Genomic DNA, 26,172 nt, shown 5'->3' with positions numbered 1-26,172 from the left:
ATGCTGCGAATCGCTTCACCGCTGCTACTCCTCTGCTCGGCGCTGGCCAGCGCCGAACCCCTGCGCCTGGCCGGTGACGACTGGTGTCCCTACCTCTGCCCTGGCGACCCGGACAAGCCCGGCTACCTGCTCGAAGCCCTCGGCCAGGTCCTGCCGCAGCCGCCGTTGTTCGAACCCCTGCCCTGGCCGCGCGCCCTGCAGATGGCCCGCGAGGGGCTGGTGGATGGCGTGATCGGCGCCTACAGCGAAGAGTCAGAAGAGCTGCTGATCGGCGAGGAGCCCATCGGCTGGGTGACCATGCGCTTCTACGTGCGCAACGACAACCCCTGGACCTGGCAAGGTCCGACCTCGCTGGGCAACCAGTCCATCGGTCTGGCCCAGGGCTACTCCTACGGCCGGGAGCTGGATGCCTGGCGCGACGAACACCTTTCCAACCATGAGCAGGTTCAGGTGCTCAGCGGCGAGAAAGTCCTCGAACGCAATATCCAGAAGCTGCTGCTGGGACGCATCACGGTGCTGCTCGAAGACAGCCAGATCGTCGAGCATTACCTGCATCGCCACGGCCTGTCGCAGAGCATTCAAGCCGCCGGTGAACTCGCCGATAAACGTCCCATGTACGTCGCCTTGAATCCGCGCCTGGATGGCGTGCAGGATCGCCTGGCCGACCTCGACGAAGGCCTGCGTGAACTGCGTCGCACTGACCAGTGGAAACCCCTGATGCAGGGTTATGGCATCGCCGTTGACTAGTCCCACGAAGGCATGAGAAAAGTCCGGCAGAGCCCTCTGTCATCGGCTATAGATCAATTATAAGAGACTGGGAAAAAGGGGAGCTCCATGCGTGCAGTAGTTCGCTCGATGTTGTTGCTGGGAGCCTGCCTGACTCTCTCGGCCTGTGGCAGCCTGCTGCCCAGCGAACGCGCGGAAGTGCAGTCACCATTCCTGGATTATCAGGATGCACAGAGCCGCTACAACCAGGTCGATCCTGGCAAGACCACCAAGTCGCAGCTCTATGCGCTGGGCTTCGATCCGCTGTCCCAGGGCAACGCCAAGATGCTCTCGTTCATCGACGTGCGCCTGCTCTTCGTGCAACCCAACATCCCCATCGACTACCTGCCTGACGGCCTCGTCACCTGCCTGCAGGCCAAGGACCGCTGCATCGGCTACGCCTTCGACTTCAACAAGACCGACAGCCAGCGCGTCGGCAGTTTCTGGGCCGACATCTTCAACTTCCGCAAGCGCCGCCAGGTGCAGGGCTGGTCGTTCCGCCCGGTGTTCGTGCTGATCGACGACGTGGTGGTGCACAAGACCAGCAATGGCGAGCCGAACATCCGCCGCATGGAAGACAAGAAGAACCCGCTCGGCCCGCTGCAGGGTGCCGGCGAATACTTCTCCGACCAGCTCAAGTGACCCTTATCGGCTGACGCTTGGGCGCACTTCGCGCCTCGGCTACAATGCGCGCCCCGGCAAACCGGGCGCGCCGCGCCCCGTCGCCAGTCCAGCGTAACGAGGCCCATCCAGCGTGAGCGAATCCGATCGCATCTTCGCCCAGCCGCAAGCCCAGGTTCCCGACTTCACCTTCAACGAAGACGTGGTGCGCGTCTTCCCGGACATGATCAAACGATCGGTGCCGGGCTACCCCACCATCGTCGAGAACATCGGCGTGCTCGGCGCGCGCTTCGCCACCCCGAACAGCGTGCTCTACGATCTCGGCTGCTCGCTGGGTGCCGTGACCCAGGCGTTGCGCCGCCACGTGAAGACCGACGGCTGCCGCGTCATCGGCGTCGACAATTCCGCGCCGATGATCGAACGCTGCGGCGAATACCTGCGCGCCCAGGACGCCATGCACCAGGAACTGCTGCCGGTCGAACTGATCGAGGCGGACATCCTCAAACTGGACCTCGAGCCCTGCTCGCTGATCGCGCTGAACTTCACCCTGCAGTTCATCGCCCCCGAACAACGCCTGGAGCTGCTCACCCGCCTGCATGGCGCACTGCTGCCCGGCGGCGCGCTGATCCTCTCGGAGAAGCTGCGCTTCGCCGACGAGCAGGAGCACGAGCTGCTCACCGACCTGCACATCGACTTCAAGCGCGCCAATGGCTACAGCGAACTGGAAATCGCCCAGAAGCGCACCGCCATCGAGAACGTCATGCGCCCCGACACCCTGGAAACCCACCGTGAGCGCCTGCTGGCCGCCGGTTTCTCCAAGGTCGTGCCCTGGTTCCAATGCCTCAACTTCGCATCCCTGATTGCCCTGCCATGATCGAACGCTTCGACCTCGACCGCCTCGGCCTTGAACTGGCCGGCACACCGCTGGAATCCTGGGCGGCCACGCTGCCCGCGCAACTGGCCGCCAAGGTCGACGACGGCCATGGCGACCTGGAACGCTGGCTGGCGGCGGTGGATCGTCTGCCCGAGCTGCAGCCCGCCGCCATCGAACTGCGCGAGCGCTTCAATCTGGAAGGCGCCTGCGACGAGGCCACCCGCAACCAGCTCAAGCTCGCCCTGCAAGGGCTGATCCCATGGCGCAAGGGACCGTTCCACCTGTTCGGCGTGCACATCGATACCGAATGGCGCTCGGACTGGAAATGGGAGCGTGTCTCGCCGCACCTCGACCTGACCGGCAAGCGCGTACTGGATGTCGGCTGCGGCAACGGTTACTACCAGTGGCGCATGCTCGGCGCGGGCGCGCGCAGCGTGGTGGGCGTCGATCCGAACTGGCTGTTCTTCTGCCAGTTCCTCGCCATGAAGCGTTACCTGCCAGACCTACCGACGTGGCACCTGCCCTTCGCCCTGGAAGACCTGCCCGAAAAGCTGGAAGGCTTCGATACCGTGTTCTCCATGGGCGTGCTCTACCATCGCCGCTCGCCCATCGACCACCTGCTCGCGCTCAAGGATTGCCTGCGCAAGGGGGGCGAACTGGTGCTGGAGACCCTGGTGGTGGAAGGCGACGTGAACACCGTGCTGGTGCCCGAGGACCGCTACGCGCAGATGCGCAACGTGTGGTTCCTGCCGTCGGTGCCGGCGTTGGAGCTGTGGCTGCGTCGCGCGGGCTTCACTGACGTGCGCAGCGTGGACATCAGCCGCACCTCGGTGGAAGAACAGCGGGCGACCGAGTGGATGCGCTACCAGTCGCTACCGGATTTCCTCGATCCGGAAGATCACGGCCGCACCATCGAAGGCCTGCCGGCGCCGCTGCGCGCCACGCTGGTGGCACGCAAGCCATAAATCTCGACAGGTTCGCGAGCAAGCTCGATCCTACGAAGAGCAGTGCTCCTTGTAGGACCGAAGGAGGCGACTAGCCCTTGCTCGCGAACCACCCCAATCAGCGATTGGCCGCCGCCACGATCAGCGCCTTCATCTCGGCAACTGCCTGCTTGAAGCCCACGAACAGCGCATGAGCGACGATGGCGTGGCCGATGTTCAGTTCGTTGATCCCGGCAATCGCCGCCACCGGCTCGGCGTTGTGGTAATGCAGGCCGTGGCCGGCGTTGACGATCAGCCCATGGGACAGGCCGAATTCCACGCCATCGCGAATGCGCGCCAGTTCATGGGCTGCTTCGGCCGGGTTGTGCGCGTCGGCGTAACGACCGGTGTGCAGTTCGACGGCCGGCGCACCGATGCGTGCCGAGGCCTCGATCTGAAGCGGGTCCGGGTCGATGAACAGCGACACTTCGCAACCAGCGGCCGCGAGGCGCTGCACCGCTTCGCGGATGCGCGCTTCCTGGCCGGCGACGTCCAGGCCGCCCTCGGTGGTCAGTTCCTGGCGGGTTTCCGGGACCAGGCATACATGGGCCGGACGGATGATCTCGGCGAACTTCATCATCTCCTCGGTCACACCCATCTCGAAGTTCATGCGCGTCTGCAGCACTTCGGCGAGCACGCGCACATCGCGATCCTGGATGTGCCGGCGATCTTCGCGCAGGTGCACGGTGATGCCGTCGGCGCCGGCTTCCTCGGCGTCCAGCGCGGCTTTCACCGGGTCGGGATAACGGGTGCCGCGGGCCTGGCGCAGGGTGGCGACGTGGTCGATGTTCACGCCGAGCAGGATACGGTTGGCTTCAGTCACGGGAGTTGTCCTTGCGATTCATGAAGAGCTCGCGGCTGACCAGCGGTCGGCCGCCAAGATGGGGTGCCAGCGCCTGGCGCATCAGGCGCTTGGCCGCCGCCAGGGCGCCCGGCGCGCTCCAGTCGGCTTCGGCCATGGCCAGCAGGTCGGCGCCGTGGAACAGGCCCGGCTGCAGGCTGCCGACCGGCTCGAGGCCCGAGTCGGGCAACAGGCGATAGAGACCGTCCGGCGCAACGCTCTGGCCGACGATATCGGTGTCCAAGGAAAAACCATAGCCCAGGTCGTCCAACAACCGCCATTCGAAGGAGCGCAGCAACGGCTCCAGCGGATTGCCGGCGGCCAGCAGCGGCAGGGTCGCGAGGTAGTGATCGAACAATGCGGGATGCGGATCCTCCGCCGGCAGCAGGCGGATCATCAGCTCGTTCAGGTACAGGCCGCTGAACAGCGCCTCGCCACTGAGCAGGTTGGGGATGCCGTTGGGTTCCAGGCGCACCACGTTCTTCAGCTCACTGCGTCCGCGGAACTCGACCTCCAGCGGCACGAACGGCCGCGCCAGCGCCCCAGCCTTGCCCCGCGCGCCGCGCAGCACAGCACGCAGACGCCCCAGCGGGGTGAAGAAATCCACCAGCGCGCTGGTTTCCTTGTAGGGACGGCTGTGCAGGACGAAGGCGGCTTGGGCAGTGGAAGCGAGGCTCATGGCGCTACGCCTGGAGTGGAAGTCGGGAGGTGAACGCCCTCAGGCGCCCGGAGGGTGCGCCCCGCAAAAGGTCGCGGGGCGCCGAGGGTCAGAGGTCGCCGTAGCCCAGCGAACGCAGTGCGCGCTCGTCGTCGGACCAGCCGCCTTTCACCTTCACCCAGAGATTGAGCATGACCTTGGAATCGAACAGCACTTCCATGTCCTTGCGCGCGTTCTGGCCGATGCTTTTGATGCGCTCGCCCTTCTCGCCGATGATGATCTTCTTCTGGCCGTCACGCTCGACCAGGATCAGCGCATGGATATGCAGGATAGGACCGTCCTGCTTGAATTCCTCGATCTCCACAGTGACCTGGTACGGCAGCTCGGCGCCCAGCTGGCGCATGATCTTCTCGCGCACCAGCTCGGCAGCGAGGAAACGGCTGCTGCGGTCGGTGATCTGGTCTTCCGGGAAGAAGTGCTCGCTCTCCGGCAGGCGCTCGGCCACCAGGGATTCCAGCACATCGAGATTCTGCCCGTGCTGGGCGGAGATCGGCACGACTTCGGCATTGGGCAGCTGTTCGGCCAGCCACTTCAGGTGCGGCAGCAACTCGCCCTTGTCTTCCATGCGGTCGACCTTGTTCACCGCCAGCAGGACCGGGCAACTCACGTATTTGACCTTGTCGTAGACCATCTGGTCTTCGTCGGTCCAGCGATTGCGATCGACGACGAAGATCACCACGTCGACGTCCTTCAGCGCGGCGCTGGCCGAACGGTTCATGTAGCGGTTGAGGGCCTTGTCGTTGTCCTTGTGCAGGCCGGGGGTGTCGACATACACCGCCTGCACGTCACCCTCGGTCTTGATACCCAACAGGGTGTGGCGGGTGGTCTGCGGCTTGCGCGAGGTGATCGCCAGCTTCTGCCCGAGGATATGGTTGAGCAGGGTCGACTTGCCGACGTTGGGGCGGCCGACGATGGCCACATAGCCGCAACGAACGACTCCTGCTTCATCGTGCTCGGATGGGTCGTGCTGGTCTTGCTCGTGCTCACTCATGGCCATTCTCCACGCCCAGGGCTGCCAGCGCGGCGGCGGCGGCCACCTGCTCGGCGATACGGCGGCTGCCGCCGTGCCCGTGGGTCTTGTCATTCAGCAGGGCCACCTCGCACTCGACGAAGAAGGTGCGGCAGTGCGGCTCGCCCTGGATATCCACCACGTCGTAGCGCGGCAGTTCGCACCCGCGGGACTGCAGGAACTCCTGCAGGCGGGTCTTGGGGTCCTTGTTGGTATCCACCGGGGTCAGCTCACGCAACTGCGGGCCGAGCCAGGCCATGATCCGCTCGCGGGCGGAATCCATGCCGGTGTCCAGATAGATGGCGCCGATCAGCGCCTCCATGGCGTCAGCCAGAATCGACTCACGGCGATACCCGCCGCTCTTCAGCTCGCCCGAGCCCAGTCGCAGGTAATCCCCGATTTCGAAACCGCGGGCCAGCAGGGCCAGCGTCTCGCCTTTCACCAGGCGCGCACGCAAGCGCGACAGCTGGCCTTCACGGGCCTGGGGGAAATGGGTGAACAGGGCTTCGCCAATGACGAAGTTGAGGATGGCGTCACCGAGGAACTCCAGGCGCTCGTTATTGCGCCCGGCGAAACTGCGATGGGTCAGCGCCAGGACCATCAGGTCCTGGTCGCGGAAGGTGTAGCCAAGCTTGCGCTCAAGTCGATCCAGGCTGTTGTTGCTCACGGCACTCGTACACGGAATTCTTTGTCAAATTTGACCACCAGGTCAATGTTCTGCACCAGTGGCTCGCGTTTTTCATACTTCAGGTGGGCAAGGAACTCATTGTTCTCTTGCTTGATATCCAGCGCTTCATCCAGCTTTAGGTCGCGGATGCCGTTAAGCATCAGCGCCCTTTCCATATAAGCGTAGAAGGAATGCACATCACTGACTTCAGCGCTCTTGTCGGTCTCAACGGCTTTGATCGCTTTTTCTACGGCGTAGTAGTCCAGGTAATGCGGAATGACCTTGAACGCGGCGCTGGCAATGAATGCCACGAAGGCAAGCACTACCAGCCAACTCAGCAACGACATCCCCTTCTGCGAACGTGCGTACGTCATATCGACCTCATGTCGGTATCTTTCTTATTTGCCCGCCAACCGCAGCGGGTCCAAGTGAAGCGGGGCTGCCTCGCTCCCCGCGTGCAGCCCCGCCTTTTTTAGCATCGCTCCAACCTTGCCGGCCCGAAGCGTCTCACAAGTTTAGTGAATCACGCCGACTCGCGAGAAATTCGGCAGATTGCGCATCTTCGGATCCGGCCAGCTCATCCAGACTGCGAACGCCTTGCCGACGATATTGCGATCCGGAACCATGCCCAACAGGTCCTTCGGAATCTTCGGATCGTTCCAGTAGCGGCTGTCGTTGGAGTTGTCGCGGTTGTCGCCCATCATGAAGTAGTGCTCGGCCGGCACCTTCCACTGCTTGCCGGGCTCGATGCGGAAGCGGGTCATTTCCTTGCGGATCATGTGCTCCACGGCGCCCAGCTTCTCTCGGTACAGGGTCACACTGCCCAGCGTGCCCGGCTCCTCGCCCACCAGGGACTCGGCCACCAGTTGGTCGTTGATGTACAGGCGCTTGTCGCTGGTGTAGCGAATGGTGTCGCCCGGCACGCCAATGACACGCTTGATGTAGTTGATGTTCGGATCGCTGGGGTAGCGGAAGACCATGACATCGCCGCGCTGCGGGTCACCCACCGGGATCACCTTGGTATCCAGTACCGGAAGGCGGATGCCATAGGCGAACTTGTTCACCAGGATGAAATCGCCCACTTCCAGGGTCGGCTTCATCGAACCCGACGGAATCTGGAACGGTTCCACCAGGAACGAACGCAGCACCAGCACGATGAACAGCACCGGGAAGAACGACTTGCCGTATTCGACCAGCACCGGTTCCTTGTTCAGCTTCTCCAGCACCGCCGGATCGGCTTCGCTGACGGAGCCTTCATAGGCGGAAATGGCCGCCCGGCGACGCGGTGCGAACAGCACCAGGTCCACCAGGGCAAGAACGCCGCACACTGCGACGGCAATCACCAGCAACAGCGGGAAATTCAGGGTCATAGGGTTCAACTGTCCACTTTGAGCACAGCGAGGAAGGCTTCCTGCGGAATCTCCACGCTACCGACCTGCTTCATCCTTTTCTTACCGGCCTTCTGCTTTTCCAGCAGCTTGCGCTTACGACTCACGTCACCACCGTAGCATTTGGCCAGCACGTTCTTCCTGAGCGCCTTGACCGTCGAGCGGGCGATGATCTGCCCGCCGATGGCCGCCTGGATCGCGACGTCGAACATCTGCCGCGGAATCAATTCCTTCATCTTCTCCACCAGCTGACGGCCCTTGTACGGGGCATTGTCGCGGTGGACGATCAGGGCAAGGGCGTCGACCTTCTCGCCGTTGATCAGTACATCGAGACGAACCAGGTTGGCCGGCTCGAAGCGATCGAAGCTGTAGTCCAGCGAAGCATAGCCACGGCTGGTGGACTTCAGGCGGTCGAAGAAGTCCAGCACCACTTCGTTCATCGGCAGGTCATAGATCACCTGGACCTGGCCGCTGAGGAAGTGCATGTCACGCTGGACACCGCGCTTCTCGATGCACAGGGTAATGACGTTGCCCAGGTGCTCCTGAGGCACAAGAATCGTCGCGCGGCAAATCGGCTCACGCATCTCGTCGATGGAGGAAAGATCGGGCAGCTTGGATGGGTTGTCGACATAGAGGATGTCGCCATTCTTCTGCACGATCTCGAAGATCACGGTCGGCGCGGTGGTGATCAGGTCCAGGTCGTATTCGCGCTCCAGGCGCTCCTGGATGATCTCCATGTGCAGCATGCCGAGGAAGCCGATGCGGAAGCCGAAGCCCAGGGCCTCGGAGCTTTCCGGCTCGTACTGCAGGGCGGCATCGTTCAGGGTCAGCTTCTGCAACGCTTCGCGGAAGTCCTCGAAGTCATCGGAGCTGACCGGGAACAGGCCGGCGTAGACCTGCGGCTTGATGCGCTTGAAGCCTGGCAGCACGTCCACATCGGGTGTGTTGTTCAGAGTCAGGGTGTCGCCCACCGGGGCACCGAGGATGTCCTTGATGCCGGCGATGATGAAGCCTACTTCACCAGCCTTGAGGTCCGGGGTCTCGGTGTGCTTGGGGGTGAACACGCCGACGCTGTCCACCTGGTGGACCTTGCCGGTGGACTTCACCAGGATCTTGTCGCCCTTCTTGACGCGGCCGTGCTTCACGCGCACCAGCGAGACCACGCCCAGGTAATTGTCGAACCAGGAGTCGATGATCAGTGCCTGTAGCGGCGCATCAATCTCGCCTTCGGGCGCAGGAATGGCAGTGACCAGGCGCTCCAGCACATCTTCCACGCCCATGCCGCTCTTGGCCGAACAGGCCACGGCGTCGGTGGCGTCGATGCCGATGATGCTTTCGATCTCGTCCTTCACGCGGTCCGGGTCAGCCTGCGGCAGGTCCATCTTGTTCAGCACGGGCATGACTTCCAGCCCCTGCTCGATGGCGGTGTAGCAGTTGGCGACCGACTGCGCTTCCACGCCCTGGCCTGCGTCCACCACCAGCAGCGCGCCTTCGCAGGCGGCCAGCGAGCGGCTGACTTCGTAAGTGAAGTCGACGTGGCCGGGGGTATCGATGAAGTTCAGCTGGTAGGTCTTGCCATCCTTCGCCTTGTAGTGAAGGGTGACGCTGTGCGCTTTGATGGTGATGCCGCGCTCACGCTCCAGGTCCATGGAGTCCAGCACCTGGGCCTCCATCTCGCGGTCGGACAGGCCGCCGCACATCTGTATGAAGCGGTCTGCCAGCGTCGACTTGCCATGGTCGATGTGGGCGATGATGGAGAAATTGCGGATATGACTAAGGTCACTCACGGCTGAACACACTCGGAAGGCTGAAGGCGGCGGTCCGCCGAAAAATAGCCGGGAAGTTTACCTGAATACAGCCAGGGGCGTCACGCCGAGCCGGACGGTCAGGCATGAAAAAGGGCGGTCGAAACCGCCCTTTTCTGGTGCGCCGGCCTTACTCGGTCAGCTTGAACGTGATGAAGCTCGCACGCCCCTGGCGCAGCACGCGCATGGAAATCGAACGATCCTTCGGCAACGCCTTGGCGATTTCGCTGAAGGTTTTCGAGGAATCCACTGCGCGGTTGTTCAGGTGTGTGATGACATCTCCCGGACGCAGGCCGATCATGGCCGCCGGACCGCCCTGCACTTCCTTGATGACCACGCCGCCCTTGATATCCAGGGACTTGCGCTGCTCAGAGGTCAGTTCCGCCACGGTCACGCCCATGCGGTTGCTGCTGCGCTCGGCACCTTTGCCTTCGACGGCGGCGATTGCGTCGTCATCCTCGGGCAAGCTGCCAATGGTCAGACTCAGGGTCTGGCGCTTGTTGTCACGAATGACCTCCAGGGACGCCTTGTCGCCCGGCTTCATGTTGCCCACCAGGTGCGGCAGGTCGGCGGACTCATTGATGGTCTGGCCATTCAGGCTCAGGATCACGTCACCCACCTGCAGGCCGCCCTTGGCTGCCGGACCATCTTCCACCAGCTGCGCGACCAGCGCGCCGGCCGGCTTGTCGAGGCCGAAGGACTCGGCCAGATCCTTGTTCACTTCCTGGATCACCACACCCAGCCAGCCGCGATTGACCTTGCCGCCAGCCTTGAGCTGATCGGCGACGTTCAGCGCCACATCGATAGGGATCGCGAACGAAAGCCCCATGAAGCCACCGGAGCGAGTGAAAATCTGCGAGTTGATGCCTACCACTTCACCCTGCAGGTTCAGCAGCGGGCCACCGGAGTTACCCGGGTTGATCGCCACGTCGGTCTGGATGAACGGCACATAGTTCTCGTTCGGCAGGCTGCGGCCCTTGGCACTGACGATGCCGGCCGTCACCGAGTGATCGAAGCCGAACGGCGAGCCGATGGCCAGCACCCACTCGCCGACCTTCAGCTTGTCGGAATCGCCCAGCTTGAGCGTCGGCAGGCCCTTGGCGTCGATCTTCAGCACGGCCACGTCGCTGCGCGGATCGGCACCGACCAGCTTGGCCTTGTGCTCGCTGCGATCGGACAGGCGCACGAGAATCTCGTCGGCGTCGGCGACCACATGGTTGTTGGTCAGGATGTAGCCATCATCGGAAATGATGAAGCCCGAACCCAGGGACTGAGCCTCGCGCTGCTGGCCACGGGGAGCCTGCCCCTGACCGCCCTGGCCACGAGGAATGCTGCGCTCGAAGAATTCGCGCAGGCCCGGCGGCAGGCCGTCGAGGTCCGGAATGCCCATCTGTGCGCTGGAGCGATCAGGAAGCTTCTGGGTGGTACTGATGTTGACCACCGCCGGCGAGGCTTTCTCGACCAGCGGCGTAAAATCCGGTAGTTCAGCTCGCGCGGTAACCGACAGGCTAAGGGCCAGCAAGGCGACCAGCGCAGCCATGCTGCGTTTCAGGGTTTGCATTGACTACAGCTCCCGTGATGTTGATTGGGAAGATCACTAAATTGGGCCGGGCGGCCCACCGACCAGCGCACGCAGCACAACCGGTTGCATCGCCGGATCATCCGTATGGCGTCGCGTGTAGTGACGCACCAGCAGCCAGGCCAGCAGGAAACCCGCCAGCCCGGCCACGATGATGAGAGGCTCCCCCAGATCGAGGCCCGCCGCCAGGAGCGCCAGCGTGAACAGCCCGATCAGAGGAGACAGATAGAAAAGCAGGGCACTCTTGAGCAGCAGGCCTTCATCCATACCCAGCACGACTTCGTCGCCGGGCGCCAGCGCCAATGAAGACATGACCCGCATTGCGCCGCGCCGACGCACAACACCCAACTGACGCAAGAGTCCCTGGCCGCAACCAGCACTGACCGAGCACCCCGAGCAGGTGGAGTGGCGCAGCGTTTCGACCTGGACGGATCCAGAATCGACCGCAATCACCCTCCCCCGCTCTTGGATCACTGTGGCTGGGCTCCAGTTGGCCGCATGGACAACGCCACGCGCTCGGCCGTGCCACTGGGGATTTCACCGACCACGGTCACCATGGTGCCGCCATCGTCACCGGCGTACCGCCTCGACACCACCGTGGTCGGGCCCAGCTGGGTGCGGGCATCGTCGACCTTGGCGCCGTGCAGCGGTTCAAGAAACACCGAGAAGCGCGCCAGCCCATCGCCATAGGCGAGACACAGGACCTGGTCATTGGAGACCGGGCTGCGCTCCTGCAGCGTGCTATTCAGGGTAAAGCCCGGCGGCACCCATTCCGAATGCCAGGTGGTCTTCACTTCAGCGACCTTGGTTTCCTTCACCGGCTTGCAGGCCGCGCTCGGCTGGAGCGCTCCGTCGTCCGGCGCCTCCATGTCGATACGGGTGAACTGCAGGCGCTCGATGATCTGGCCCTTGTCGTTGAGCAGCAGGGACTTGAGCGGCAGCCCTGTTTCCTTGTCCAGGTGCAACTCGAACCCGTAGCGATGCTGATCTCGCGGAATGACCGCCAGCACCACCGCCGGGCGGTCGGCGATACGCGACTCGCCGGCGACGCGAACATCATAGTAAGCGGACAGATCCGTCGGATTGAGCTTGCGGGCCGGCCACAGCTCGCCGGTCGACACCTGTCCGGACATGCCGCCACCTACACACTGGGTGGCACCATCGACACGCACCACTTCCTGGCGCGGCCCATCGACCTGGACAAGATGCTCGCGAACCGAGCCATCACTCTCCACCCGATGCCAGACATCGTGGGTGGTGAAGGCTCCACTGCGTTCGTAGATGAATGTACCCTGGAAGTTCTGTTGCTGATCAGCCTCGGAAAGGCGCTTGATCCAGTCCAACGCATCAGCGGCCTGGACTGGCAATGCCAGCAGACCGCCGAGGAAGAACAACAGTGCTGTCGTAGCGCGCATGTCGCTCCTTAAGGTCGCAAATCAGCGGCTTTCCAGGCTCGCGGCGCGTGCGTAGGGCAGGGCGCTGTCGGTGCCGCTGACGGCGGACTGCTGCGCATGCTGACGCAGGTAACCCGGAAGACGCTGCTCGTGCCAGGTGGTCTGCCCGCCCTGGGCATTGGTGATCACCTGCGGCGCCTCGTCCTGAGTGTAGCCTGCCAGTACCGCCGGGCCTTGCACTTGCGGCAGGGCAATCTGCGGAGTGGCGCCTTGCTGGGCAAGGCCGTTGGCAACACTGTCATCCTGGTGGTACATGCGCACACCGGCCAGCACAGCCAGGGTCACCGAGGCGGCGACTGCCAGGCGGCCGACATTGCGCCAGGGATTACGACTGCGCGGGGCCGGCACGGCCTCGTCGGCCAATGCGGCGGATACGGCAGCCGCAATGTCCAGCTTGGGCATGGCCGGCTCGCGGTGCATCACCGCACGGGCCAGTTGGTAACGGGACCAGGTGGCCCGCAATTCGGCGTCCTCGCCGCAGGCTGCAAGCACACGCCGCAGCTCCAGCTCATCCGCTTCGTTATCCATAACAGCGGACAGCGATTCCTGCAGGGCTTCACGACTCATAGCGGTACCTCTCTTGGCTTCTGCCGCTGTATCAGACTTCATCATGCAACAAAGGCTGCAAAGCTTTGTCGATCGCTTCCCGCGCACGGAAGATCCGTGAGCGGACGGTTCCCACCGGACACTGCATCACGGTGGCGATATCTTCGTAACTCAGGCCTTCGAACTCGCGCAGGGTCAACGCCGTGCGCAGATCATCGGGCAACTGCTGGATGGTGCGATGGACCGTTTCCTCGATCTCATCCCGCAGCATGGCTCTTTCCGGCGACTCGATGTCCTTCAGGGCGTGATCGCCATCGAAGAACTCCGCGTCCTCTGCCGTGACATCGCTGTCCGGCGGCCGCCGACCGCGCGCAACCAGATGGTTCTTCGCGGTGTTGATGGCGATACGGTACAGCCAGGTATAAAAGGCACTGTCACCGCGGAAGTTACCCAAGGCGCGATACGCCTTGATGAATGCTTCCTGCGCGACGTCCTGGGCTTCCTGGGCGTCGTGCACGAATCGCACGATCAGCCCCAGAATCTTGTGCTGGTACTTCAGCACCAGCAGGTCGAATGCCCGTTTATCTCCGCGCTGTACCCGTTCAACCAGTTGCTGATCCGTTTCCTGGGTTAGCATGAATGCTCCTCTGAAAACCTGGAGGAGCTTCGAGCACCCTGGTGAATCGTCCTGCCAAGATAGACTCGGGTCTTTTGCAAAAGTTCTCCCCTCCAAGCATACGCCGCACAGTTTTTTCACATTGGCGGCAACCGGACCCCGACATGCGTCCGGAGCCCGTCAAATTCAACTGTACCGGGCGGAACACCCGCTCCCCTTCCGCGCAATGTCAATCTGCGCGCAAAGCTGATTGGGTATTCCGCGTTCGAACCGGAACGCCTGAAAAAGTTCCGGTGAATTGCTGTGATCCTGCAATGACCCCGACGCCGCCTCTGACGTCCGCCAGGCTGGCTTCAGCGGTGAGGAATGCCTCCGACCCTGCGACTGCCGCCCACCGCACGCGCATTCGGTGTCATCGGTTCGCCAGTATTGTGCCGTGGCCCCCTTCTATATACTAGGGCGCCATTTTGTGGAGCCGGGTATGAGTCAGCATTTCCAGCACGATGTCCTAGTGATCGGCAGCGGGGCCGCCGGCCTGACGCTGGCTTTGACGCTGCCCTCGCACCTGAAGATCGCCGTACTGAGCAAGGGCGAGCTTTCTCAGGGTTCCACCTTCTGGGCCCAGGGCGGCGTCGCTGCCGTGCTGGATGACACCGATACTGTGGAGTCCCATGTCGAGGACACCCTGGTCGCTGGCGCCGGCCTGTGCCGCGAAGACGCGGTAAAGTTCACCGTCGAGCATAGCCGCGAAGCCATCCAGTGGCTGATCGAGCAGGGCGTACCCTTCACCCGCGACCATGAGCCGGGGCGCGAGGATGGCGGCTTCGAATTTCACCTGACGCGAGAGGGCGGCCACAGCCACCGTCGCATTATCCATGCCGCCGACGCCACCGGTGCGGCGATCTTCAATACGCTGCTGGAGCAGGCGCGCCAGCGGCCGAATATCGAACTGCTGTCGCAGCGGGTCGCCGTCGACCTGATCACCGAGCGAAAACTGGGGATGAACGGCCAGCGCTGCCTGGGGGCCTACGTGCTGGATCGCGCCACCGGCGAAGTCGACACCTTCAGCGCGCGCTTCACCGTCCTTGCCTCCGGCGGCGCCAGCAAGGTCTATCTCTATACCAGCAACCCGGACGGCAATTCCGGCGACGGCATCGCCATGGCCTGGCGCGCCGGCTGCCGGGTCGGCAACCTGGAGTTCAACCAGTTCCACCCGACCTGCCTGTACCACCCGCAGGCCAAGAGTTTCCTGATCACCGAGGCGTTGCGTGGCGAAGGCGCCCTGCTCCGCCTGCCCAACGGCGAACGCTTCATGCCGCGCTTCCATGCCCTGGGCGAACTCGCCCCGCGCGACGTGGTGGCCCGCGCCATCGACCATGAGATGAAGCGCCTGGGTATCGACTACGTCTATCTGGACATCAGCCACAAGCCGGCCGAGTTCATTCGCGAGCACTTCCCCACCGTCTACGAACGCTGCCTGGACTTCGGCATCGACATCACCCGCGAGCCCATCCCGGTCGTACCGGCGGCGCACTACACCTGCGGCGGCGTACTGGTGGACGAGCATGGCCATACCGATGTGCCGAACCTCTACGCCATCGGCGAAACCACCTTTACCGGCCTGCACGGCGCCAACCGCATGGCCAGCAACTCGCTGCTGGAGTGCTTCGTCTACGCCCGTTCCGCCGCCGCCGACATCCTCGCCAAGCTGCCCAAGGAGCAGGCCCCTGTCGCGCTGCCCTGCTGGGACGCCAGCCAGGTGACCGACTCGGACGAAGACGTGATCATCGCGCACAACTGGGACGAACTGCGGCGCTTCATGTGGGACTACGTGGGCATCGTGCGCACCAACAAGCGCCTGGCCCGCGCCCAGCACCGCGTGCGCCTGCTGCTGGACGAGATCGACGAGTTCTACTCCAACTACAAGGTCAGCCGCGACCTGATCGAACTGCGCAACCTGGCCCAGGTGGCCGAGCTGATCATCCTCTCCGCCATGCAGCGCCGCGAGAGCCGCGGTCTGCACTACACACTGGACTATCCGGACCTGCTGCCCGAGGCCCGCGACACTATCCTTGCGCCGTCCACCTATTGCGGCTGAACCTCAGCCGCACCCGCAGACGCCGGTGCAACTCCGGCGCCAGGGCATCGGCGGGGACGCAGACGCTGCGCGCCAGCCAATCGCCAGGGCGGCGGAAACGCAGGACGATCAACCTGGGCAGCGCCAGGCTGTCCGGCATCAGCTGCACCGGCTGAAAGCCGTCCCGCTCGCTCCACAGCTGCCAGCCCTCGGCGTTGTGGCGCAGCGCACGCACCGAATCCGGCGCGCGCAATAGAATCTGCCGCGGCACCACCCAGCAGGCATGCAGCAGGCCGAGACTCAGGCCGAGCGTTTTCCAGTGAAGGGGAATGTCCGCGAGCAGCAGCGCCAGGACGGCACCGAACTGCGCGGCGAGATAGGCCGCCAGCAAACCGATGGACGGTTGCCAGCGGCACTCGAAGGGGTCACTTCGGCTGGACACGGTCCAGGATCATGCGAACGATGATGCGCAGGTCGGCATCTTCCGCTTCGCCGCGCTGCATGAACCAGCCGAACATGTCCTGGTCCTCACACTCCAGCAGCTTGCGGAAGCGCGCCTGATCATCGGCGGGCAGGCCCGGGTAGACTTCCTGGACAAAGGGCACCAGCAGGACGTCCAGTTCCAGCATGCCGCGGCGGCTGTGCCAGAAAAGGCGTTTGAGTTCGGTTTCGTCGGTCATCTGCGGGCACCTCGATTAACAGCGGGCGAATACGTGTTGTCGCTCGCGAAGTCGACGGACGGCGCGAGCCGAGCGGCATTATACGCATGCTCGACTCCCCCGGCACCCGCTGACAAGGCGGGGCCTGAGCTCTATCATGAGGCCCCTAACTTTCTTCCAGCGAATCGTGATGACCGACTCTGCTTTCTACACCGAACTCAATCACGAAGGGATTCTCGCCGTCCGTGGCGCGGACGCCGCCAAATTCCTCCAGGGCCAGCTGACCTGCAACCTCAATTACCTCAACGCCGAGTACTCCAGCCTCGGCGCCCGTTGTACGCCCAAGGGCCGGATGACCTCCAGTTTCCGCATCCTCGCCGAGGGCGAAGGCTTCCTGCTGGCCATGGCCAGGGACCTGCTGGACAGCCAACTGGCGGACCTGAAGAAGTACGCCGTGTTCTCCAAGGCCACCCTCTCCGATGACAGCAGCCAGTGGGCGCGCTTCGGCCTGAGCGCTGCGGACGCCGTTCTGGCCGAACTGAAGCTGCCGCTCTCCGGTGAAGCCGACCAGGTAGCGCGGGCCGACGGCCTGATCGCCATCGGCCTCGGCCAGGGCCGCGTCGAACTCTGGGTGCCGGCCGAGCGTGCCGCTGCCATTGCCGAGCTGCTGCAGGCACACCTGCCCCACGCCGAACTCAACGACTGGCTGCTCGGCCAGGTGCGTGCCGGCGTCGGCCAGGTGTTCGGCGCCACCCGCGAACTGTTCATCCCGCAGATGATCAACCTGCAGGCCGTGGGCGGCGTGAGCTTCAAGAAGGGCTGCTACACCGGCCAGGAAATCGTTGCGCGCATGCAGTACCTGGGCCGCCTCAAGCGCCGCCTGCACCGTCTGAAACTCAACAGCGGCGAACTGCCGGAGCCGGGCCGCGAGCTGTTCTCGCCGGTGCACTCCACCAGCGTCGGCGAGGTGGTACTGGCCGCCCGCGCGGCCGATGGCGTAGAGCTGCTCGCCGTGCTGCAGGACGACGCCGCTGCCGACGGCAATGTGCGTCTGGGTGAAGACCAACCGCTGCACCTGCTGGATATGCCTTACGTTCTGGACAGCGACCGCGAGATCCAGCGCTGAATTCCGTGCCGGGCGGGGAGCCCGGCTTTCCCTGAAGGACACTTCATGAGCAAGCTTGCCGAAAAAGTACAACAGGAACTGCTACGGGCCATCGACAACGATGAGCTGGTGCTGCCGACGCTGCCCGAAGTCGCCCTGCGCGTGCGCGAAGCGGCCGAAGACCCGGACATCAGCATCCAGGATCTGGCCAAGGTGATCGGCAACGACGCCGCCCTGACCGCCCGCATCATCAAGGTGGTGAACAGCCCGCTGCTGCGCACCAACAAGGAAATCAACGATCTGCAGATGGCGATCAGCCGACTGGGGATCAACTACACCTGCAACCTGGCCACCGGCCTGGCCATGGAGCAGATGTTCCAGGCCACCTCCGACGTGGTAGACCGCAAGATGCGCGAGGTATGGACCAAGAGCACCGAGATCGCTGGCATCTGCCACGCCCTGTGCCGCCACTACACTCGCCTCGCGCCGGACCAGGCAACCCTCGCCGGCCTGGTGCACCAGATCGGCGTGCTGCCGATCCTCACCTACGCCGAGGAGCACAGCGAGCTGCTGGCCGACTCCATCAGCCTCAACCACGTGATCGAGCGCATCCACCCGATCATCGGCGACCGCATCCTCAAGGCCTGGGACTTCCCGGCGCCGATCGCCGCCGTGCCGGGCCAGCACCTGGACTTCAGCCGCGACTCGGCCAAGGTCGATTACGTCGACATCGTCCAGGTCGCCACCCTGCAAAGCTACCTCGGCAGCCAGCATCCCTACACCGAGCTGGACTGGGCAATCATCCCGGCGTTCGCCAAGCTGGGCCTGGACCCGAAGGCAGACGTGAAGGAGGACGAAGACCTCTCCGCCGCCATGGAAGCGGCCATGAGCATGTTGCAATAACGGCATTGAGCTTGGCAGGGCTGCTCCTGCCCAGCGCTGAAACCCGCCCTTGCCGGCGGGTTTCGTGTTTCTGGCTCAGGCGTTTTCCGCCGGGAAGGTCACCCGCACCAGCAGCCCGCCCAGCTCGCCCTGGCCCAACTCGATGCGGGCACGATGCGCGCTGCAGATCTCGCCGACGATGGCCAGGCCCAGGCCGGTGCCCTGCTGGCGGCGGCGGTAGAAGCGGCGGAAGACCTTGTCGTGCTCTTCCGGCGGGATGCCGGGACCATCGTCCTCGACCTCCAGTTCTGCCGGCGAACGCACGCGGATGATCACGTTGCCATCTGCCGGAGCGTGGGCGATGGCGTTATCCACCAGGTTGCTGAGCAGTTCGTTGAGCAGCGTCGGGTCGCCCTTCACCCAGGCCGGTTCATCCGCTTCCAGCGCCAGCGCCACGCCGCGCGAATAAGCCAGGGGCGCCAGCGCCAGGCCGAGTTCGCGGGCCAGTTGGCCCAGTTCGATGCGTTCCCCTGCTCCTTCGGCAATGGCGCGGGCACCACTTTCGACGCGAGCCAGCGACAGCAGCTGATTGGCCAGCCCGGTCACCCGGTCGGTGTTCTGCACGGCCTCGACCAGCGTCGTGCGCCATTGCTGCGGGTTCTCCTCGCGCAGGCCCAGCTCCAACCGCGCCTTGAGCGCGGCCAGTGGCGTACGCAGTTCGTGGGACGCCTCGGCGATGAACTGCGACTGCCGGTCGAACAGCCCGCGCAGACGCACGGTGAAGTGGTTGAGCGCCGCCACCAATGGGCGCAGTTCCTTCTGCACACGGACTTCCGGCAGCGGGCGCAGGTCGTCCGGCTGGCGTTCCTCCACCGCTTCGCGCAGGCGATCCAGGGGGCGAAGGCCGGCGCTCACCGCGTACCAGACCATCATCAGCGCGGCGATGGCCGACAGCGCCAGGTTGAGCAAGGTGTCGGTGAGCAGGTTGCGCGCCAGCCGCTCCCGCGCGCCCATGGTTTCGGCGACGCGGATTTCCGCCATGCCGTTGACCGTCGGCTGGCTCACCGGCTGCAACAGGCTGACCACCCGCACGCCCTGCCCTTCGTAGGTGGCGTCATAGAACTTGGCCAGCGCCGGGTAATCGTCGGTGCGCGGGGTGGTCGGCAGCGGTGCCGGCAGGTTCTCGTAGCCGGAGATCATTTTCCCCTGGGGGTCGATCACCTGGTAGAAGATCCGCCCGGCGCTGTCGTACTCGAAGCTGTCCAGCGCCACGTAGGGCACGTTGGCGCGCAGGGTGCCGTCGCTGGCGTAGAGGCCATCGGCAATGTCCCGCGCCGACGCCAGCAGGGTGCGGTCATAGGCGATGTCGGCCGCATGCCGGGCGCGCCAGTAAGTGGCCGCGCTGCCGATCAGCAGCAGCACCAGCAGCAGGCCGCCAAGGCGCCAGAGCAGCCGCCCGCGCAGGCTGCCCGTGCCGGGAAAGCGCCAGCGCCGTTCAGCCATCCTGGGCTTCCAGCAGGTAGCCCAGGCCACGGAAGGTGACGATACGCACCGAGCTGCCCTCGAGCTTCTTGCGCAGGCGATGCACGTAGATCTCGATGGCATCGGCGCTGGCATCCTGGTCCAGGCCGAACACCTGCGCCGCCAGTTGTTCCTTGCTCATCACCCGCCCCGGTCGCGCGATCAGCGCCTCCAGCACGGCCTGCTCGCGGGAAGTGAGGTTCATCGCCTGCTCGGCGAGAGTGAAGCGCCGCGCGCCAAGGTCGTAGACCAGTTCGCCGCAGCGCTGCTGCTGTTCACCGCCGAGCACACTGCGGCGCAGCAGGGCCTTCACCCGCGCTTCCAGCTCGGTGAGTTCGAAGGGTTTGGCCAGGTAATCGTCGGCGCCCAGGTTCAGGCCGTGCACACGGTCACGCACCTCGCCACGGGCGGTAAGCATCAGCACGGGTAGCGTCTTGCCGCGCTCGCGCAGGCGCGCCAGCACCTGGAAACCGTCCAGCCGCGGCAGGCCGACATCGAGGATGGCCAGGGCGTAGTCCTCGCTGGCCAGGGCCAGGTCGGCGGCCACGCCGTCCTGCAGCAGGTCCACCGTCCAACCCGCGCCCTTGAGCGCCTGGGCGACGCTCTCGCCAAGCTGCGGATGGTCTTCAACCAAGAGGATTCGCACGTGGGACTACCCCTTCGGACTACAGGTTCGGGCCGGCAGTTTACCCATCCGCGAGCCGCTGTGAATGGGGGAAATTCGCTGAAATCACTGTGAAAGGAGACTGAAAGCCTGGCGAAAGCTTAGCCCGTTAGCATCGCCGACGAGCCGCCTCCCAACCCCGTTCTTTTCAGCGCCGACTGCCCAGGCGCAACGGCGGGAGCAGCGGACTCGACGACGGCAAAGACCGTCAACAGAGCGGAAGGCGGCGTGGTGCCCTTTCGCGACAACAACAAGAACGGAGACCACAGATGCCCACCGCCCAGCCTTTGGCTGCACCGGCTTTTGCCAAGCCCAACTCCCGCTGTCTGACACCCGCCCTGCTGGCTTTCGCCGGGGTCGCGCCGCTGTGCGATGCCGCCGGCTTTGTCGAAGACAGCAGCGCCACGCTCAGCACCCAGAACATCTATTTCAACCGCGATTTTCGCGACGGCGCCGGCCAGTCCAAGCGCGAAGAATGGGCGCAGGGTTTCATCCTCGACTTCCAGTCCGGCTACACCCCCGGCACCATCGGCGTCGGCCTCGACGCCATGGGCATGCTCGGCCTGAAGCTCGACTCCTCGCCGGACCGCACCGGCACCGGCCTGCTGCCCACCCATGACGACGGCCGCGCCGCCGACGAATACAGCAAGCTGGGTCTGACCGCCAAGTTCAAGGCCTCCGAGACCGAGCTGAAGATCGGCAGCCTGATTCCCGACCTGCCCACCCTGCAGCCCAACGACAGCCGCCTGTTCCCGCAGACCTTCGAGGGCGGCCTGCTCAACTCCACCGACCTGCCGGGCCTGAACTTCACCGGCGGGCGTCTGGAGAAAGTGAAGGACCGCGACTCCACCGACTACACCGACCTTGCGCTGAACAACAAGAACCGCCGCTTCTCCGGCGGCAGCGCCGAAGGCAAGCACTACGACCTGGCCGGCGGCGACTACAAGTTCACCGACCACCTCACCGGCCGCTACCACTACGCGCAGCTGGACGAGGTCTACCGCCAGCACTTCGTCGGCCTGCTCGCCGCCTATCCGCTGGGCCCAGGCAAGTTCAGCGCGGATGTGCGCCTGGCCATCAGCGACGACCAGGGCGAGGCGCGCGGCGGCGAAATCGACAACCGCGCCTTCAACGGCATGCTCGGCTACGCCCTGGGTGCCAACAAGTTCAGCCTCGGCTGGCAGCAGATGAGCGGCGATAGCGCCTTCCCCTACGTCGATGGCAGCAACCCCTATCTCGTCAACTTCGTCCAGGTCGGCGACTTCGCCGAGACCGACGAGCGCTCCTGGCAAGTGCGCCACGACTACGACTTCGCCGGCCTCGGCATCCCCGGCCTGACCCTGATGAATCGCTACATCAGCGGCGACAATGCCAAAATCAACGGCATGGACGGTCACGGCAAGGAATGGGAGCGCAACACCGACATCAAGTACGTGATCCAGAGCGGCCCGCTCAAGGACGTGGCAGTGCGCGTGCGCAACGCCACCTACCGTTCGAGCTTCGCGCGGGACGCCGACGAGACGCGTATCTACCTCAGCTACTCCCTGGCGATCTGGTAAACCGACAACAACAAGAGAGGCATCGCACCATGTCCACCGTCCTGCGCAACCTGACCCTGGCCGGCGCCACCCTGCTCGCGGCCAGCCAACTGATGGCCGAGCCCAAGCGCCCGGAATGCATCGCCCCGGCCTCTCCCGGCGGCGGCTTCGACCTCACCTGCAAGCTGGCGCAGAGCGCCCTGGTGGACGAGAAGCTGCTGACCAAGCCGATGCGTGTCACCTACATGCCCGGCGGTGTCGGCGCCGTGGCCTACAACGCGGTGGTCGCCCAGCGTCCGGCCGACGGCAACACCATCACCGCCTTCTCCAGCGGCTCGTTGCTGAACCTGGCCCAGGGCAAGTTCGGCCGCTTCGACGAAAACGCCGTGAAATGGCTGGCCGCCGTGGGCACCAGCTACGGCGCCATCGCCGTGCCCAGCGACTCGCCGTACAAGAACCTCGGCGACCTGGTCGCTGCGCTCAAGGCCGACCCGGGCAAGGTAGTGATCGGCTCCGGCGGCACCGTCGGCAGCCAGGACTGGATGCAGACCGCGCTGATCGCCAAGGCCGCCGGCATCGATCCGAAGCAGCTGCGTTACGTCGCCCTGGAGGGCGGCGGCGAGATCGCCACGGCGCTGCTGGGCGGGCATATCCAGGTGGGCAGCACGGATATCTCCGACTCCATGCCGCACATCCGCGCCGGCAAGATGCGCATCCTCGCGGTGTTCGCCGAGGAGCGCCTGAAGGATGAAGGCATGGCCGACATCCCCACCGCCAAGGAGCAGGGCTTCGACATCGTCTGGCCGGTGGTGCGCGGTTTCTACGTCGGGCCGAAGGTGAGCGATGAGGACTACCAGTTCTGGAAGGCCTCCTTCGACAAGCTGCTGGCTTCCGAGGACTTCGCCAAGCTGCGCGACCAGCGCGAGCTGTTCCCCTTCGCCATGACCGGCCCGGAGCTGGACGCCTACGTGAAGCAGCAGGTCGCCCAGTACAAGCAGCTGGCCCGCGAGTTCGGCCTCATCCAGTAACGCCCCGTGCGGCGCCGCCTTCAACGAAGGCGGCGCCAGGAGACTCCCCATGTCCCGTACCAGCCTCTTCCAGCGGCTGTTCGCCGGCGCCTGGCTGTTCGCCTGCGTCGCCTTCGCCCTGATCGCCTGGCAACTGCAGGCGCCCTTCTCCTACGAACCGGTCGGCCCGCGCGCCTATCCGCTGCTCTGCCTGGGCTTGATGGCTGCCGGCCTCGCCTGGCTGATCGTGCGGCCCACACCGATCAAGCGCGAGGACGACGAGCCCGCGCTGGAAGGCGCGCTGCTGGCCAAGGTGGTGCTCTGCGTCGCGCTGCTCGCGGTCTACGCCGGGCTGTTCGAGCCGCTGGGCTTCATCCCCGCCAGTGCCCTGGTCGGCACCTTCATCGCGCTGATCTACGGCGGCCGCCCGGTGGCCAGCGTGGTCACTGCCACGCTGCTCGCCATCGGCCTCTACGTGCTGTTCGACCGCACCCTGGACGTCCCGCTACCGCTGGGCATCCTCGATCCCCTGCTCTGAGGACTGAATCATGGATACGTTGAGCTACCTCGGCCAGGGCTTCGGTGTTGCCCTGACCCCCTACAACCTGATCACCGCGCTGATCGGCACCCTGATCGGCACCGTCGTCGGCCTGCTGCCGGGCCTGGGCCCGATCAACGGCGTGGCCCTGCTGATCCCGGTGGCCTTCGCCCTCGGCCTGCCGCCGGAGTCGGCGCTGATCCTGCTGGCCGCCGTGTACCTGGGTTGCGAATACGGCGGACGGATTTCCTCGATCCTGCTGAACATCCCCGGCGAAGCCTCCACCGTGATGACCACCCTCGACGGCTACCCCATGGCACGCAACGGCCTGGCCGGCGTGGCCCTGTCGCTGTCGGCCTGGAGCTCGTTCATTGGCGCCTTCATCGCCACCTGCGGCATGGTGCTGTTCGCCCCGCTGCTGGCGAAATGGGCGATCGCCTTCGGCCCGGCGGAATACTTCGTGCTGATGGTCTTCGCCATCGTCGCCCTGGGCGGGCTGGCCGGCGACCGGCCGCTGAAGACGCTGCTAGCAGCGCTGCTCGGGCTGTTCCTGTCCAGCGTCGGGATCGACGCCAACAGCGGCGTGTACCGCTTCACCTTCGACAATATCCACGTCTCCGACGGCATCCAGTTCGTGGTGCTGGTACTGGGTCTGTTCTCGGTCAGCGAAATCCTCCTGCTGCTGGAGAAGACCCACCACGGCCACAAGATGGTCGAGGCCAGCGGACGCATGCTGTTCAACGCGAAGGAAGCGGTCTCGGTGGCGGTGGTCAACCTGCGCTGCGGCCTGCTCGGCTTCATCATGGGCGTGCTGCCCGGCGCCGGCGCAACCCTCGCCAGCGCCGTGGCCTACATGACCGAGAAGAAGATGGCGGGCGAGTCGGGCAAGTTCGGCAAGGGCGACCTGCGCGGCCTGGCCGCCCCGGAAACCGCCATCGGCGCCTCCGCCTGCGGCGCCCTGGTGCCGATGCTGACCCTCGGCGTCCCCGGCTCGGGCACCACGGCGGTGATGATCGGCGCGCTCAGCCTGTACAACATCACCCCCGGCCCGCTGCTGTTCCAGGAACAGCCGAACATCGTCTGGGGCCTGATCGCCTCGCTGTTCATCGCCAACGTCATGCTGATCATCCTCAACGTGCCGATGGTCCGGGTGTTCACCCGCATCCTCTCGGTGCCGAACTGGGCGCTGGTGCCGGGCATCGCGATCATCACCGCCATCGGCGTGTACGCCGTGCACGCCACCACCTTCGACCTGTTCCTGATGGTCGCCATCGGCATCCTCGGCTACATCCTGCGCAAGCTGGACTTCCCACTCTCACCCCTGCTGCTGGGCTTCATCCTCGGCGGGCTGATGGAGCAGAACCTGCGCCGCGCGCTGTCCATCTCCAACGGTGAACTGGGCATTCTCTGGTCCAGCCCCATCGCCATCGGCACCTGGGCACTGGTCGCGCTGATGCTCGGCCTGCCGCTGCTCCGCGCCTGGCGCAAACGCGCCCGCCGCTCCCGCGAGGCGCTGGCTGACGCCGCGTAAAAGCAACCACGCTCGCCGCGTCGAGACGCGCGGCGATTTTCAAGGCCCGCCGTCGTGCGGGCCTCTTTTTGGGTAAGCGATCAAACCGGCGGCAGCGACCAGTCGATGGGCGGAAGGCCGTGCTGTTCGAGGAACTTGTTGGTGCGGCTGAAGTGGCCGTTGCCAAGGAAACCACGGTAGGCCGACAGCGGGGACGGGTGCGCGGACTTGAGCACCAGATGCTTCTGCGCGTCGATCAGCTTCTGCTTGCTCTGGGCATGGGAGCCCCAGAGCAGGAATACCAGGTTTTCACAGCGCTGGCTGACCACTTCTATCACCTTATCGGTGAACGGGCCCCAGCCCGACTGGGCGTGGGAGCCGGCGCGAGCCTGCTCCACGGTCAGCGAAGTATTGAGCAGCAGCACGCCCTGCTCGGCCCAGTGCTGCAGACAACCATGATTGGGAATCGGAATGTTCAGATCGCGTTGCAGTTCTTTATAGATGTTCTGCAGCGACGGCGGCGTCGGCACTCCCGGCTGCACCGAGAAGCACAGGCCATGGGCCTGGCCGGGGCCGTGGTACGGGTCCTGGCCGATGATCACCACCTTGATGCGCGCAAGCGGCGTGGTGTTCAGCGCGTTGAAGATCAGCGGGCCGGGCGGGAAGATCACCTTGCCGGCGGCCTTCTCCGCGCGGAGGAATTCGCCCAACTGCTTCATGTAGGGCTTCTCGAATTCCTCGTGGAGGGCTTCTTTCCAGCTGGGTTCCAGCTTGATCCGATCTTCGTTGGTCATGGTGCGTCTGC

Annotated in this window: 28 protein-coding genes; 11 read left to right on the top strand and 17 right to left on the bottom strand. The window is 64.7% G+C overall.

Going from position 1 to position 26,172, the window contains the following annotated elements:
• The 4 genes from A9513_RS03460 (at nt 1) to cmoB (ending at nt 3,225) form a co-directional block, all read left to right on the top strand.
• Nucleotides 1–747: an ABC transporter substrate-binding protein gene (locus A9513_RS03460; RefSeq protein WP_065083970.1), complete on the top strand. Its 747-nt coding sequence runs from the start codon at nt 1–3 to the stop codon at nt 745–747.
• Nucleotides 748–834: 87 nt separating this feature from the next.
• Complete coding sequence (locus tag A9513_RS03455) at nt 835–1,407, top strand: hypothetical protein (protein WP_026078837.1); 573 nt, start codon at nt 835–837, stop codon at nt 1,405–1,407.
• Nucleotides 1,408–1,519: 112 nt separating this feature from the next.
• Entirely contained in the window at nt 1,520–2,260 is a 741-nt protein-coding gene (cmoA, locus tag A9513_RS03450; RefSeq protein ID WP_024765547.1) for a carboxy-S-adenosyl-L-methionine synthase CmoA, read from the top strand.
• Nucleotides 2,257–3,225, top strand: a complete 969-nt coding sequence (cmoB, locus tag A9513_RS03445) for a tRNA 5-methoxyuridine(34)/uridine 5-oxyacetic acid(34) synthase CmoB (protein WP_065083969.1) — start codon at nt 2,257–2,259, stop codon at nt 3,223–3,225. Before cmoA ends, cmoB begins: the two co-directional genes overlap by 4 nt.
• 97 nt (nt 3,226–3,322) lie before the next feature.
• Here the strand turns inward: cmoB and pdxJ are convergent, their stop codons facing one another.
• The 12 genes from pdxJ to rpoE form a co-directional block, all read right to left on the bottom strand.
• Nucleotides 3,323–4,066 carry a pyridoxine 5'-phosphate synthase gene (pdxJ, locus tag A9513_RS03440; protein ID WP_024765545.1) on the bottom strand — a complete coding sequence of 248 codons (744 nt, stop codon included), beginning with the start codon at nt 4,064–4,066 and terminating at the stop codon, nt 3,323–3,325.
• Nucleotides 4,059–4,763, bottom strand: a complete 705-nt coding sequence (recO, locus tag A9513_RS03435; protein WP_065083968.1) for a DNA repair protein RecO — start codon at nt 4,761–4,763, stop codon at nt 4,059–4,061. The genes pdxJ and recO overlap by 8 nt, the downstream gene beginning before the upstream one ends.
• Nucleotides 4,764–4,851: 88 nt before the next feature.
• Nucleotides 4,852–5,793: a GTPase Era gene (era, locus tag A9513_RS03430; protein ID WP_024765543.1), complete on the bottom strand. Its 942-nt coding sequence runs from the start codon at nt 5,791–5,793 to the stop codon at nt 4,852–4,854.
• Nucleotides 5,786–6,478, bottom strand: coding sequence for a ribonuclease III (gene rnc / locus A9513_RS03425; RefSeq protein ID WP_024765542.1), 693 nt, complete (start codon nt 6,476–6,478; stop codon nt 5,786–5,788). The genes era and rnc overlap by 8 nt, the downstream gene beginning before the upstream one ends.
• The gene (locus A9513_RS03420; protein ID WP_024765541.1) at nt 6,475–6,852 is read right to left on the bottom strand and encodes a DUF4845 domain-containing protein; all 378 of its coding nucleotides are present in this window, start codon (nt 6,850–6,852) and stop codon (nt 6,475–6,477) included. Before A9513_RS03420 ends, rnc begins: the two co-directional genes overlap by 4 nt.
• Nucleotides 6,853–6,993: 141 nt before the next feature.
• Nucleotides 6,994–7,848 (bottom strand): signal peptidase I, encoded by an 855-nt coding sequence (gene lepB / locus A9513_RS03415; protein WP_024765540.1) that lies wholly within the window; start codon nt 7,846–7,848, stop codon nt 6,994–6,996.
• Nucleotides 7,849–7,853: 5 nt separating this feature from the next.
• Nucleotides 7,854–9,653 (bottom strand): translation elongation factor 4, encoded by a 1,800-nt coding sequence (gene lepA, locus A9513_RS03410; RefSeq protein ID WP_024765539.1) that lies wholly within the window; start codon nt 9,651–9,653, stop codon nt 7,854–7,856.
• A 148-nt stretch (nt 9,654–9,801) separates the two neighbouring features.
• Nucleotides 9,802–11,232, bottom strand: a complete 1,431-nt coding sequence (locus tag A9513_RS03405) for a DegQ family serine endoprotease (RefSeq protein ID WP_038803782.1) — start codon at nt 11,230–11,232, stop codon at nt 9,802–9,804.
• 36 nt (nt 11,233–11,268) lie between these two features.
• Nucleotides 11,269–11,724, bottom strand: coding sequence for a SoxR reducing system RseC family protein (locus A9513_RS03400; RefSeq protein WP_024765538.1), 456 nt, complete (start codon nt 11,722–11,724; stop codon nt 11,269–11,271).
• Nucleotides 11,721–12,665 carry a MucB/RseB C-terminal domain-containing protein gene (locus A9513_RS03395; RefSeq protein WP_024765537.1) on the bottom strand — a complete coding sequence of 315 codons (945 nt, stop codon included), beginning with the start codon at nt 12,663–12,665 and terminating at the stop codon, nt 11,721–11,723. The genes A9513_RS03400 and A9513_RS03395 overlap by 4 nt, the downstream gene beginning before the upstream one ends.
• Nucleotides 12,666–12,686: 21 nt before the next feature.
• A complete protein-coding gene (locus A9513_RS03390) occupies nt 12,687–13,271 on the bottom strand; it encodes a sigma-E factor negative regulatory protein (protein ID WP_024765536.1) in 585 nt (194 codons plus the stop codon).
• Nucleotides 13,272–13,302: 31 nt separating this feature from the next.
• Nucleotides 13,303–13,887, bottom strand: coding sequence for an RNA polymerase sigma factor RpoE (gene rpoE, locus A9513_RS03385; RefSeq protein ID WP_024765535.1), 585 nt, complete (start codon nt 13,885–13,887; stop codon nt 13,303–13,305).
• A gap of 460 nt (nt 13,888–14,347) precedes the next feature.
• Between rpoE and nadB the strand changes: the two genes are divergently transcribed.
• Nucleotides 14,348–15,964 (top strand): L-aspartate oxidase, encoded by a 1,617-nt coding sequence (gene nadB / locus A9513_RS03380; protein ID WP_024765534.1) that lies wholly within the window; start codon nt 14,348–14,350, stop codon nt 15,962–15,964.
• On the opposite strand, the gene A9513_RS03375 is transcribed toward nadB, so the two are convergent.
• A complete protein-coding gene (locus A9513_RS03375) occupies nt 15,933–16,385 on the bottom strand; it encodes a protein YgfX (RefSeq protein WP_038803783.1) in 453 nt (150 codons plus the stop codon). The genes nadB and A9513_RS03375 overlap by 32 nt on opposite strands.
• A complete protein-coding gene (locus A9513_RS03370) occupies nt 16,369–16,623 on the bottom strand; it encodes a succinate dehydrogenase assembly factor 2 (RefSeq protein WP_065083967.1) in 255 nt (84 codons plus the stop codon). Before A9513_RS03370 ends, A9513_RS03375 begins: the two co-directional genes overlap by 17 nt.
• A 169-nt stretch (nt 16,624–16,792) precedes the next feature.
• Between A9513_RS03370 and A9513_RS03365 the strand changes: the two genes are divergently transcribed.
• Entirely contained in the window at nt 16,793–17,728 is a 936-nt protein-coding gene (locus tag A9513_RS03365; protein WP_065083966.1) for a folate-binding protein YgfZ, read from the top strand.
• A gap of 45 nt (nt 17,729–17,773) precedes the next feature.
• Nucleotides 17,774–18,610: an HDOD domain-containing protein gene (locus tag A9513_RS03360; RefSeq protein ID WP_024765531.1), complete on the top strand. Its 837-nt coding sequence runs from the start codon at nt 17,774–17,776 to the stop codon at nt 18,608–18,610.
• Nucleotides 18,611–18,685: 75 nt separating this feature from the next.
• Here the strand turns inward: A9513_RS03360 and A9513_RS03355 are convergent, their stop codons facing one another.
• Together A9513_RS03355 and A9513_RS03350 are read right to left on the bottom strand one after the other, a co-directional pair.
• Nucleotides 18,686–20,092, bottom strand: coding sequence for a sensor histidine kinase (locus A9513_RS03355; protein WP_065083965.1), 1,407 nt, complete (start codon nt 20,090–20,092; stop codon nt 18,686–18,688).
• Nucleotides 20,085–20,756, bottom strand: a complete 672-nt coding sequence (locus A9513_RS03350) for a response regulator (protein ID WP_024765529.1) — start codon at nt 20,754–20,756, stop codon at nt 20,085–20,087. Before A9513_RS03350 ends, A9513_RS03355 begins: the two co-directional genes overlap by 8 nt.
• A gap of 287 nt (nt 20,757–21,043) precedes the next feature.
• Here A9513_RS03350 and A9513_RS03345 point away from each other — a divergent pair, with 287 nt between their 5' ends.
• From A9513_RS03345 to A9513_RS03330, 4 genes are read left to right on the top strand one after another with little or no spacing between them, the layout of a single operon-like run.
• Nucleotides 21,044–22,333 carry an OprD family porin gene (locus A9513_RS03345; protein ID WP_065083964.1) on the top strand — a complete coding sequence of 430 codons (1,290 nt, stop codon included), beginning with the start codon at nt 21,044–21,046 and terminating at the stop codon, nt 22,331–22,333.
• A 29-nt stretch (nt 22,334–22,362) separates the two neighbouring features.
• Nucleotides 22,363–23,340: a tripartite tricarboxylate transporter substrate binding protein gene (locus tag A9513_RS03340; protein ID WP_024765527.1), complete on the top strand. Its 978-nt coding sequence runs from the start codon at nt 22,363–22,365 to the stop codon at nt 23,338–23,340.
• A gap of 49 nt (nt 23,341–23,389) precedes the next feature.
• Nucleotides 23,390–23,857: a tripartite tricarboxylate transporter TctB family protein gene (locus A9513_RS03335; protein ID WP_038803784.1), complete on the top strand. Its 468-nt coding sequence runs from the start codon at nt 23,390–23,392 to the stop codon at nt 23,855–23,857.
• A gap of 10 nt (nt 23,858–23,867) precedes the next feature.
• Nucleotides 23,868–25,388 carry a tripartite tricarboxylate transporter permease gene (locus A9513_RS03330; protein WP_065083963.1) on the top strand — a complete coding sequence of 507 codons (1,521 nt, stop codon included), beginning with the start codon at nt 23,868–23,870 and terminating at the stop codon, nt 25,386–25,388.
• 80 nt (nt 25,389–25,468) lie between these two features.
• Here A9513_RS03330 and ung read toward each other — a convergent pair whose 3' ends face one another.
• On the bottom strand, nt 25,469–26,161 hold the full coding sequence (gene ung, locus A9513_RS03325) for a uracil-DNA glycosylase (RefSeq protein WP_065083962.1): 693 nt from the start codon (nt 26,159–26,161) through the stop codon (nt 25,469–25,471).
• Between the last annotated feature and the right edge of the window lie 11 nt (nt 26,162–26,172).

Source organism: Pseudomonas sp. AU12215 (assembly GCF_001675465.2).
Lineage (GTDB): Bacteria > Pseudomonadota > Gammaproteobacteria > Pseudomonadales > Pseudomonadaceae > Pseudomonas > Pseudomonas nitroreducens.
The sequence above is the reverse complement of the archived record's forward strand: the minus strand, read 5'-3'. Positions and strand labels throughout refer to the sequence as shown.